The organism is Tistrella mobilis (assembly GCF_039634785.1).
Taxonomy (GTDB): Bacteria; Pseudomonadota; Alphaproteobacteria; order Tistrellales; family Tistrellaceae; genus Tistrella; species Tistrella mobilis.
Genome location: NZ_JBBIAB010000026.1, coordinates 33943 through 46077, shown reverse-complemented (window position 1 = coordinate 46077; position 12135 = coordinate 33943). Strand labels below are relative to the sequence as shown.

Below are 12135 nucleotides of genomic sequence, written 5' to 3'. Positions count from 1 at the left end.
GCCACCCGATCAGGCCCCACCCGCGCAGGCGTCACCCGATCAGGCCCGCATGCGGTTCCGCGCCCGAAGCGCCAGATCCCGCGCCCCCGGCGACTGGGTGCGGCCCAGCTGCTGTTCGATCCGCTCCCGCTCCCGCTGCAGCAGGGCGACCAGCTGGGCGCGGCGCTCGGGCGTCATCCGGCTGTCGATCGCGGCGATGCTCAACGCCGCCTCGGGCTCCCCGCGCCGGTTCAGGATCGGCACGGCCACGGCGCTCATTCCCGCCACGATCAGCCCGTCATTGAAGGCATAGCCCTGGCTGCGGGTCTGGTCGACCAGGGCCAGCAGGCGCTGGGGTTCGAAGCGCGGCGCGTAGGAATTCACCCGCCCGGCATTCACGTCGATGATCGAGCGGACCTCGTTCAGATCGGGCTGGAAGGCGAGCAGCGCCAGGCTGCCGGCGCCCACGCCCAGCGGCCGCCGGTCGCCCACCGCAAGCGTCAGCGTGCGGATCGGGAAGGCGCCTTCCTGCCGCTCCACGCAGATCGCATCGAAGCCTGATCGGACCGAGAGATAGGCCGTATCGCCCGAGGCTTCGGCGATGCGCAGCACCGCCGGGGCCGCGATCTTGCGGATGCCGAAGCGTTCGGCCGCAACCGAGCCCAGCGCAAAGGTCTCCACCCCCAGATGATAGCGGCGGCTGCCCGGGTCCTGGTCGACCAGGCCTTCGCGCATCAGCACCAGCAGCAGGCGGCGCACGGTCGGCTTGTTCAGGCCGCTGTCGGCGACCACGTCGACCAGTCGCGCCCCGCCGGCATCGCGCCGGGCCAGGATGCGCAACAGGCTGATCGCACGTTCCACCGACTGGGTTCCGGTGGGGGCGGCAGGTGCCGCGGCGGGGACCGCGGGTCCACGGCGGGCGGGGGCGGCACCACGGGCGGGTCCGCCCGTCAGGGTCTCGGGCATGGTGACACGTTTCCTCCGGTGGTCTCCGGGCTGCCTTCGAACGGGCTGCTCACGGGGAAGGTCGCGAGGGTGCGCCAAGTCGTCCACGATGGTCCATTATGTGGACGTCTTGCCGATCCTCTTGTCGAATGATGTCTCTGTTACGTCGATTTGACAACGTAACAGATGATTTGTAGCTTGGTCTTGAGCGAAAAGCCAATCCACATGATGGACCGAAACGCGACGTCCACATGAAGGACCCCGCCGGGAGCAACGCCGGCACACGCTCAAAACGCGGGCGAACAGCCTGCGGCCTGGATAACGAGCAGAACATGCTGCCCGGCCTGCGTCGCCCGAGACGCGGGCCAAGGGCGCTTCCGGGGAGGAAATCCGGTGACGACCGATCCCGTATCGGCGCCGCCTGCCGCAGACAACGGCAGGCGTCGGCGCCTTGTTGACCATCACGCCATGATGTGGCGCATCCGCGCCTTCGAACGGGCCGCCGAAGCGGGGCTCGCCGACGGCCATGTGGCGGGTGCCGTGCACATGTCCATCGGCCAGGAAGCCGTGGCCGCGGGCGTTTCCGCCCATCTGATCAAGGCGGATGTGATCGCATCCACCCATCGCGGCCATGGCCACAGCATCGCCAAGGGCGCCGATCTTCACGGCATGATGCTGGAACTCTATGGCCGGGCGGGCGGTTCCTGCGCCGGCAAGGGCGGTTCCATGCACATCGCCGATTTCGATGTCGGCATGCTGGGGGCCAATGGCGTGGTCGGGGCCGGCCTGCCGATCGCCGTGGGCGCGGCGCAGGGGCTGCGCCTGCTGGGCCGCAACGCCATCGCGGTCTGCTATTTCGGCGACGGCGCGGCCAATCGCGGACCGTTCCTGGAATCGCTCAACTGGGCGGCGGTGTTTCGCCTGCCGGTCCTGTTCGTCTGCGAGGACAACAACTGGTCGGCCACGACCCGCACCGCGACCATGAGCGCCGGCCCCGGCATCGCCGCCCGGGCCGAGGCGCTGGGCGTGCCGGCCGTCAGCATCGACGGCAATGATGTCGAGGCCGTGGATGAAACCGCCGGCCGGCTGATTGCCGATATCCGCGCCGGCGGCGGGCCGCGGCTGCTGCATGCCCGCACCTACCGGCTGAAGGGCCATACCGTCACCGACCCCGCCCCCTATCGCCCGGCGGAAGAGGTGGCGGCACGGTGGGAAGACGATCCCATCGCCCGCAATGCCGCCGAGCTGAAGGCGCTGGGCCTGGACGAGGACGAGATCGCGGCCATCGAGGCGGCCGAAACGCGGCGCATCGCCGATGTGGTCGCAGCCGCCCTCGCCGCCCCCTTCCCCGAAACCGCTGCCGCCTTCGACGACGTCCAGGATGTCGGCCGCCCGGTCGCCGGGGCCGAACGCGGCCTTGCCCACACCCTTCCGGCGGAGCATCTGGCATGAGCGGCTTCACCTATATCGAGGGCGCCCGCCGGGCGCTGGCGGAAGAGCTGGAGCGCGACCCCAGGGTCTGGGCGCTGGGCGAGGATCTGGGCCGCGGCGGCGTGTTCAGGCAGTATGACGGCCTGCAGGCCCGCTTCGGCGAGACCCGGGTGGTCGACACGCCGATCTCGGAAGCGACGATCATGGGCGCTGCAGTCGGGGCCGCCCTGGTCGGCAGCCGGCCCGTGGTCGAGATGCGCTTCTCGGATTTCGCCCTCTGCGCGGTCGACGAGCTGGTCAATCAGGCGGCCAAGAACCGCTTCATGTTCGGCGGCCAGGGCCGGGTGCCGCTGGTTGTCCGCCAGCCGATCGGCGTCTGGCGATCCTCGGGCGCCCAGCATTCGCAGTCGCTGGAAAGCTGGTGGGTGCATATCCCGGGCCTGGTGGTGACGGCACCCGCCACCCCGGCCGATGCCTATGCCCTGCTCAAGGCGGCGATCCGCTGCGACGACCCGGTGGTGCATCTGGAGCACAAGGCGCTCTGGCCGCTGTCGGGGGCGGCGCCCGAAAGCGACGCCCCGGCGGAACTCGGACGGGCGGCGATCCGGCGCCCCGGCCGCGACGTCACCATCGTCGCCTGGTCGGCAGCGGTGCATGAAGCACTTGAAGCGGCCCGCCTGGCGGCGCTGGAGGGCGTCGAGGCCGAGGTGATCGATCTGCGCAGCCTCTGGCCCTGGGATGCCGATTGCGTGCTGTCATCGGTGGCCCGTACCCGCCGGCTGATCGTGGCGCAGGAGGCCGTGCGCGATGCCGGCTTCGGAGCCGAGATCGTCGCCACCGTCACCGAGGCGCTGGGCGACCGGCTGGAGGCGAAACCGGTCCGCCTGGGCGCACCCCGCATCCCGGTCGGCTATTCGGCGCCGCTTGAAGCCGCCTATCGGGTCGGCCCCGACAACATCGCCCGGGCGATCACCGCCATGGCGGCCTGATCCCCCCCACCCTTCCGCAGCCCCCGCTCAGGCGGTGGCCGGATATCGATCCCCGGTACCTCCCCCGGGCAGGCCCGACGCTCTCCCCCGAGCCCCTCCCTGCCCGACCGGTGATCCACCGACCGGTGATCCGGCCACGGCCTGCAGCGTTCCGGCTGCCGCACCGCCGCGTTCTCCCTCCGCGCGGCCAATGCCCGGCACCGGAACGCAAAACCGCCGGCATCCTTCCCCCAGGATGCCGGCGGTTTCCGTTTGGATCGGATGGTTCGATCCGACGACGGTGATCAGTCGGCGGAAGCGAGCTTCGGCTTGTCCACTGCCGGCGGCACGGGCGCAAAAGTCGGCCGGCCCTCGCGCCAGTTGGTCTCGGTCCGGTCGATCGCCTGGGTCAGCGTCGCGACCGTGGGCGCCTCCAGCGCCTCGGGCAGCGGGTCGGCGCCGATCGACAGGAACAGGCGCCCAAAGGCGTTGTTGGCGTCGGCAAAGGCCAGATCGCGGCGCAGCTGGCTCTGCACCGAGGCAAGCTCGGTCTGGATGACCTGCAGTTCGCCCATGCTGGTACCGGCCGCGGCCTTGGCCTGGTCCAGGATGCGGGCATCCAGATCGGCCAGTTCGCGGGCGGTCTGATACTGGATCCGCGCCTCGTCGTAATTGGTCTGGGCGACATGCACCTGGGCCAGCACCGCCATGCTGATCGCCATGCGCCGGGCGTCGACCACCTCTTCGTTCGCCTCGGCGACCGCCATGGCGCCGGGGATGCGCAGGATGTTGAGCAGGTTCCAGGTGACCTTGACGCCGTAATCGGCCCAGTCGTTGTTCACCAGATACTTGTTGCTGTCGTAATGGGCGCCGAGATCGAGCTCGATGCCCGGCAGCAGCCGCAGCAGCGCCTTGCGGGTTTCCTTCTGCGAGATGCGGGTCTGATAGTCCAGCTCGCGCACCTCGGGCCGGTTGGCCAGGGCCAGCACTTCCAGGTCTTCGGCCGACGAGGTCACCGGCGGCAGGGCGGCCTGGGTCTCGGGCGCCTCCAGCGTGAAGTCCTCGCCCGGGCGCAGATTGATCAGCGCCGCCAGCTCGGTCTTGGCCAGACGCAGTTCGCGCTTCTGCGCCTGAAGCTGGCGCAGGGCATCCAGCAGGCCGCGGCGATAGGTCAGCGCCTCGGTCGGCGCCCTCAGCTGCTGGCGCTCGATCTGGGCCGACGAGGCGAGCGCACTCTCGATCCGGGTCATCAGCGGGTCGATGCGCGACAGCACCCGCTCCGCCGCCACCGCCCGCCAATAGGCCGAACGGACGTCCTGGATGATGGTATGCACCACCCGGCGGCGCTGTTCGGCGGCGATCAGCGACCGGTCGGCATTCTGCTGGGCGGTGACGTAAGAGACGCCGAAATCGAGGATGTTCCACGACATATTGAGGTCGGCGACCCGGCGGTTGCGCTCGGTCGAGGTCGAGGGCACCAGCGATTCGGTGCCGGTCGCGACGTTCTCGCTGCTCGACGCCGAAACGTTGTCACGCCCGACGAAGCCCGCCGAGGCGGCCAGCGAGGGCAGCATGTCCCAGCGCGACAGATCCAGCTGCCGCTGGCTCAGCGCCTGTTCCATGGTGCGGAGCCGGCCGTCCAGATTGTAGAGGATGGCCCGCGCCATGGCCTCGTGCAGGCTCAACCGGCCGCTCACCGGCTCCTGGTTCGAGAACATCCGCGCAAGATCGGCCGAAATCCGCGCCTGGGTCATCTCCGGCGCGATCGGCTCCGGCGTCACGGTGCACCCCGCGAGCAGCGCCGCGGCCAGCACGCCCGCCACCGCCTTGCGGCCGTGCCGCCCGATCCCGTTCATTGCTGCCTGCCCCCGCATATGCTCACCCCGTCTGTCCGCGGTCGTTCTGCCGCGCGTCATGATCGTCGATACCGTCCCGAAATGGCCGGCGGGCCGGTCGCAGCCCGCCGTCGCAGTCGTCCTGTCAGCCACGCGCCACCCTCACCGCAGGCCCCTGTCCCAGTGCCCCGGCCAGGGCCTCGACCTCGCGGTCGAAGCTGGTTGCAGCCTGGCGCAGGCTGGCAGAGAAGCCGGCCTCCGCCAAGACCGCATCGGTCGCGGCGTCGTCACCATCGATCAGCCGGGCCAGCAGCACCAGATCGGGTTCGATCCAGGCCAGCGTATCGTCCGCGGTCTGGCCGCGAAGATCCGCCCCCTGCTGGCCATTCTCCTCGGAGGTCTGGCCCTCAGGGGCATCGCCCTGCTGGCCTTCGCCATCGCCGGCGGGTGCCGGCGGCTGCGGCAGCGCCTCGGCCGGGAAGACGACCGGCGGACCGGCCTCGGCCGGCACCGGCTCACCCTCGCGCACCACATTGACCACCACCCTGTCGACCGACACGCCGGTCGCCGCGATGGCATCCACCCGCCGCAGCAGATCACCGAAGAAGGTGGTGACCAGTTCGCTGTCGAAGGTGGTGTCGATGGCGAGATCCGAGATCAGGCTGCGGGCCATCAGCGCGGTGTAGTCGCCCAGGATCCGCTCGCGCTCGAAGCCCGAAGCGGCACGATGGGCCTCGCGGGCATATTCGACGATCGCGGTTTCATAGAAGCGATCGCGCAACACCAGCTCGATGCGGCCGAAGGACGAGTCGGCCAGGGTGACGTCCGGCGGGATCGGGATGACCACCGCAACCGGCACCTCGTTCTCTTCCGGCAGGACGTCGATCGGGATCGGCTCGATCGCGACGGTCAGGGTGACCGATGCGCTCTCCAGCGCGCCGTCGCCTGCCGTCACGGTCACCGTCTCGACGAAGTCCGGCCGGCCGGGCGCACCGGCCGCGGCGGTGTCGACACTCGGTCGATAGACCAGCCGGCCCGCGGCGATGTCGGCGGCCGACACCGTGAAGCCCGCACTCTGCGCCACGCCGTTCAGATAGAAAGTGCCGTAGCGGGTCTCGCCGTCGAAGCGGAAGACCAGCGCATCGCCATCCGGATCCGTCGCCTCCAGCACCGACCCGTCGATCACCACCTGGCCGGTGGCAAGGATCCGGACGGTACCGGGTTCGGCCAGAACCGGTGCCTCGTTGACGTCGGTGACCGCGATGTCGACCACGCTGCGGGCGGTGATACCGCCGGCATTGGTGACGCTGATCACCAGCCGCACCGAGCCCTCGGCCTCGTGGTCGAGAGACACGCCGTCCTTCAGCTTCAGCGTCCGGACACCATCCACCTCGACGATCTCGAAGCGATCGTCGTCGACCGTCCAGGTGACCTCGCCGGGCACGCCGGTATCGTCGACCGAGACCTGGCCGATGATGCCGCCGGCCGCGTTCTCGGCCACGCTGCCGCCATCCAGCACCGGCGCGCTCGGGCTCTCGTCCACGTCGCCGACCGTGATGGTCACGCTGCGGCTTGCGGTCAGCCCGCCCGCATCGGTGGCGGTGAGGACAAGATCGATGGTGCCGTCGGTCTCGTAGTCCAGCGCCACGCCGTCCTTCAGTTTCAGGACCAGCGCGCCGTCGACCTCGACTACCTCGAAGCGGGCATCGTCGACCGTGACGGTGACGGTGTCGCCCAGATCGGGATCGTCGACCGAGATGCCGCCGACCACGCCGCCGGGCTCGTTCTCACCGACCCGATCGTCGAGCAGCACCGGCGCCGAGGGCGCCTCGTTCACGTCGCCGACCGTGATCACCACGGTCGTGCTGGTGGCAAGGCCGGTGGCGTCGGTTGCGGTCAGCACCAGCGTCACGGTCGGCTCGCCCTCGTGATCGAGCGCAAGGCCGTCCTTCAGCTTCAGCTGGCCGTCGACGATCTCGAAGCGGGCATCGTCGACGGTGATGACCGGCGCCTCGCCCACATCCGGATCCCCGGCCGTAACCGTGCCGATCACCGCACCGGCGGCATTCTCGGCCACGGTCGCGCCATCCAGCACCGGCGCCGTCGGCGCCTCGGGCACGTCGGTGACCAGGATCTCGACCGTCCGGCTGGTGGAGAGACCGCCGCCATCGGTGACGGTGAGCGTCAGCGTCACCCCAAGCCCGGTCTCGTGGTCGAGCGACACGCCATCCTTCAGCTTCAGAACCAGCGCGCCGTCACGTTCCACCACCTCGAAGCGGGCATCGTCGACCGAGACCTCCAGGCTGCCGAAATCGCTCGCCGCCGCATCCGGGTCGCTGACGGTGATGGTGCCGACCACCGCCCCCGGCGCGTTCTCGGCGACGGTGCGGTTGTCGATCACCGGCACCGCCGGCGCCTCGTTCACGTCGCCGACCGCGATCACCACCGCGGCACTGCGGCTGCCCTCGATGGTGGTCGCCGTGATCACCAGCGTGATCCGGTCGGCCGCCTCGTGGTCGAGGGAGACGCCGTCCTTCAGCTTCAGCACCGCCTGGCCGTCGATCTCGACGATCTCGAACCGGGCGTCGTTCACCGACAGCGTGACCTCGACCCCCGGATCGACATCTTCCAGGAAGCCCACCGCGCCGACGATGCCGCCCTGGGTGTTCTCGTCGACCCGGCCATCGGCCAGGACCGGCACCGGCGGGGTGGCATCGGCCCGCACGGTGACGGTGATCGCCGTGGCGGCCGAAAGCCCGCCGCGGTCGGTAACCGTCACCACCAGATCGACGCTCGTCGTATCGCCGGCGTCGAGGGTGACGCCGTCCTTCAGCTTCAGCACGCCGTCCACGACCTCGAAGCGGGCGTCGTCCACCGTATAGGTCAGCGCGTCGCCCTGGTCGGGATCGCCGGCCGTCACCCGGCCGACCACCGCACCGGCCTCGCCGCCCTGCACCGCATCCCCCGCAACCGCAGGCGCGGTCGGCGCCTCGTTGACATTGGTCACGGTGAGGGTGATCAGGCTGGTGGTGGCAAGGCCGTCACCGTCGGTTGCGGTCAGCACCAGCGTCACCGAGGGTTCGGCCTCGTGATCGAGCGCGATGCCGTCCTTCAGCTTCAACTGGCCGTCGACGATCTCAAACCGCGCATCGTCGACCGCATAGCTCAGCGCATCGCCGTCGGGGTCGGTCGCCGTCACCGTGCCGATCACGGCCCCGGCCGCATTCTCGGCCACCGTGCTGCCCGAGACCACCGGCGCCGCCGGGGCCTCGTTCACATCGGTGACGGTGATGGTCACGCTGCGGGTGGCGACAAGCCCGCCCGCATCGGTGACGGTGATCACCAGATCGACGACAGGCTCCGCCTCGTGGTCGAGGGAGACCCCGTCCTTCAGCTTCAGCACACCGCCCACGATTTCGAACCGGGCATCGTCCACGGCATAGCTCGCCGTGTCGCCCGCATCCGGATCGGTGGTCGTCACCCGGCCGATCACGCCGCCGGCGGCATTCTCGGCGACCGTGTCACCCGCCAGCACCGGCGCCGCCGGAGCCTCGTTCACATTGGTGACCCGGATGGTGATCGGGGCGTCGAGGCTATGGCCTTCGATATCGGTCGAGGTGATGACCAGATCGATGGTGGCCGCCGCCTCGTGGTCGAGCGCGATGCCGTCCTTCAGCTTCAGCACGAAGCTGCCATCGGCCTCGACGATCTCGAACCGGGCATCGTCGACCGTGAAGCTGCCGCCCTCGGGGTCGGGCAGCGTTCCGATCACGGCCCCGGCCGCGTTCTCGGCGACCGTGCTGCCGGTCAGTACCGGCACCACCGGCTGCATGCCGTCATCGACCACGGTGATGGTCACGGTCAGACTGCCGGTCAGACCACCCGCATCCTGCGCGGTGATGACCAGATCGACCGTGGGTTCGGTCTCGAAGTCGAGTGCGACGCCATCCTTCAGCTTCAGCTGACCGTCCACGATCTCGAACCGGGCGTCGTCGACGCTGAAGGTCAGCGCATCACCGTCCGGATCGCCGGCCGAGACATCGCCGATCACCGCCCCCGGCTGGTTCTCACCCACCAGGCTGGCCGAGAGCACCGGCTGCGCCGGGGCCTCGTTGACATCCGTCACGGTCACCACGACCACCCGGGTGGCCGACAGCCCCCCGGCATCGGTTGCGGTCAGCACCAGCGTCACCGAGGGTTCGGCCTCGTGATCGAGCGCGATACCGTCCTTCAGCTTCAGCTGGCCGTCGACGATCTCGAACCGGGCATCGTCGACCATGAAGGTCAGCGCATCGCCGTCGGGGTCGCCGGCGGTCACGCTGCCGATCACGGCCCCGGCCGCATTCTCGGCAACCGTGCTGCCCGAGACCACCGGCGCCGCCGGGGCCTCGTTCACATCGGTGACGGTGATGGTCACGCTGCGGGTGGCGCTCAGGCCGCCGCCGTCGGTGACGGTGATCACCAGATCGACGACGGGCTCCGCCTCATGGTCGAGCGCGACGCCATCCTTAAGCTTCAGCACGCCGCCCACGATCTCGAACCGGGCATCGTCGACACCATAGGTCAGACGACCATTGCCGGTGTCGGCCCCATCCGGATCGGTGGCAGTCACCCGGCCGATCACGCCGCCTGCGGCATTCTCGGCAACCGTGTCGCCATCCAGCACCGGTGCGGCCGGGGCCTCGTCGACATCCAGCACCCGCACCAGCACCAGGGCAGAGGCCGTGCCGCCATCGGCACCGCTGGCGGTGATACGGAGCGTGATCTCCGCCGCCGCCTCGTGGTCGAGGGCGATGCCGTCCTTCAGCTTCAGCGTCCAGCTGCCGTCCAGCTCGACGACCTCGAAGCGGGCATCGTCGACCGTGTAGCTGGCCCCCGCCACATCCGGCAGGGTCCCGACCACCGCGCCTGCCGCATTCTCGGGCACCGTGGTGCCGTCGAGCACGGGCGTCGGCGGCACGATGCCGTCGTCGATCACCCCGATGGTGACCGTGGTGGAGGCCGAGATCGCCTCGCGGTCGGTGACCGTCAGCACCAGCGTCACCGTGGGCTCGGTCTCGTAGTCGAGCGAGACACCATCCTTCAGCTTCAACTGGCCGTCCACGATCTCGAACCGGTCGTCGTCGACCGTGAAGGTCAGCTCGTCATCGGCATCCTGATCGGTGGCGGTGACCGTACCGATCACGGCACCGGCCTGGTTCTCGGGCACCGTGCTGCCATCCAGCACCGGCGCCGTCGGGGCGTCGTTGCCGTCCAGCACCTGCAGGACATAGGTCCCGGAGGCCGAGAAGCCGTTGGCCGCGGTCGCCGTGATCACGACGCTCACTGAACCTTCGGTCTCGTAGTCCAGCGACACCCCGTCCTTCAGCTTCAGCACGCCGGCCACGACCTCGAAGCGGTCGTCATCGACGGTGAAGGTCAGGCCCTTGCCGTCCGGATCATCCGCGGTGACCGTGCCGATCGCCACGCCCGGCTCGTTCTCGGGGATGTCGCCACCCTCCAGAACCGGTGTCGTCGGCGCTTCCGGCACATCGGTCACCGTCAGCCGCACCGCGGTCGAGGCGGTGAGCCCGCCCTTGTCGGTGACGGTGATGACCAGGTCGACGAAGGGTTCGCCCTCGTGATCCAGGGTCTCACCCGCCACCAGCCGCAGCTCGCCGCCCACGATCTCGAAGCGCGGATCGTTGACCGAGAAGGTCAGAGCCTCGGCCGCATCCGGATCGGTCGCGGTCACCCGGCCGATCACCTGGGCATCCTCGGGCACCACGGTCTCGGAGAGCACCGGGGCCGAGGGCGCCTCGTTCACATCGCCGACCGCGATGGTCACGACCGACGAGCGGGTGCCCTCGATGGTGGTGGTGGTCAGCAGCAGGGTGACCCGGTCGGCCGCCTCGTGATCGAGCGCCACGCCGTCCTTCAGCTTCAGCACGAAGCTGCCATCCTGTGTGACGACCTCGAAGCGGGCATCGTCGACCGAGACGGTGACATCCACCCCCGGATCGACATCCTCGAGGAAGCCGATCACGCCGACCACGGCACCCGGCGCATTCTCGGGCACCCGGCCATCGGCGATCACCGGCACCGGCGGGGTGGTGTCGGGACGCACGGTCAGATCGACGGTCGTCGAGGCCGAAAGCCCGCCGCCATCGGTGACCGTAATCACCAGGCTCACCGAAGCCTCGTCGGCCGCGGAGATGACCACACCATCCTTCAGCTTCAGCACGCCGCCGACGATCTCGAACCGCGCATCGTCGACCGTATAGGTCAGCCGGCCGTTGGCGGTGAGCGGATCATCCGGATCGCTCGCCGACACCCGACCGACGATCGCACCTTCCGAACCGCCCTGCACCGCATCGCCGGTCACCACCGGCACCGTCGGCGCCTCGTTCACATCGCCGACCGCCAGCGTCACGATCATCGCCGTCGCCAGACCGCCCGGATCGCGGGCGGTGACCACCAGGGTCACGGTCGGGTCGCTCTCATGGTCGAGCGCAATGCCGTCCTTCAGCTTCAGGGTCTGGACACCGTCGATATCGACGATCTCGAAGCGGCTGTCGTCGACCGTAAAGGTCAGCGCATCGCCATCCGGATCGGTGCAGGTCACTGCCCCGACCACGGCACCGGGCGCGTTCTCTGCCACCCCGGTGCCCGAAACCGACGGCGCCGCCGGGGCCTCGTTCACATCCGAGACCGTGATGGTGACCGTGCGGCTGGCGGTGAGCCCGCCGCCATCGGTGACGGTCAGCACCAGATCGACGGTCGCCGCGGCCTCGTGGTCGAGGGAGACGCCGTCCTTCAGCTTCAGCACGCCGCCCACGATCTCGAACCGGGCATCGTCGACCGTATAGGTCAGCCGGCCATTGGCCGTGCTGCCGCTGTCGGGATCGCTTGCGGTCACCCGGCCGATCACCGCGCCGGCAGCATTCTCGGCCACCGTGGCGGCATCGAGCGCAGGCGCGCCCGGCACCTCGTTCACA

Annotated in this window: 5 protein-coding genes (1 of these 5 only partly in view); 2 read left to right on the top strand and 3 right to left on the bottom strand. The window is 69.7% G+C overall.

The annotated features are described in order from the left end of the window. Positions 1 to 39: 39 nt before the first annotated feature. Positions 40 to 945, bottom strand: coding sequence for an IclR family transcriptional regulator (locus WI697_RS23985; protein ID WP_062767141.1), 906 nt, complete (start codon positions 943 to 945; stop codon positions 40 to 42). Between the two features lie 447 nt (positions 946 to 1392). On the opposite strand from WI697_RS23985, the gene WI697_RS23980 reads away from it, so the two are divergent. Further along, positions 1393 to 2376 (top strand): thiamine pyrophosphate-dependent dehydrogenase E1 component subunit alpha, encoded by a 984-nt coding sequence (locus tag WI697_RS23980; protein ID WP_345960210.1) that lies wholly within the window; start codon positions 1393 to 1395, stop codon positions 2374 to 2376. Beyond that, entirely contained in the window at positions 2373 to 3344 is a 972-nt protein-coding gene (locus WI697_RS23975; RefSeq protein ID WP_062767145.1) for an alpha-ketoacid dehydrogenase subunit beta, read from the top strand. The genes WI697_RS23980 and WI697_RS23975 overlap by 4 nt, the downstream gene beginning before the upstream one ends. Positions 3345 to 3628: 284 nt before the next feature. On the opposite strand, the gene WI697_RS23970 is transcribed toward WI697_RS23975, so the two are convergent. Continuing rightward, positions 3629 to 5179, bottom strand: coding sequence for a TolC family protein (locus tag WI697_RS23970; RefSeq protein WP_345960198.1), 1551 nt, complete (start codon positions 5177 to 5179; stop codon positions 3629 to 3631). Positions 5180 to 5303: 124 nt separating this feature from the next. After that, positions 5304 to 12135, bottom strand: partial view of a cadherin-like domain-containing protein gene (locus WI697_RS23965; RefSeq protein WP_345960197.1) — the 3' portion only. Its footprint extends 21635 nt past the window's final position; the window shows 6832 of its 28467 coding nt (coding positions 21636–28467); its start codon lies beyond the right edge, outside the window; its stop codon occupies positions 5304 to 5306.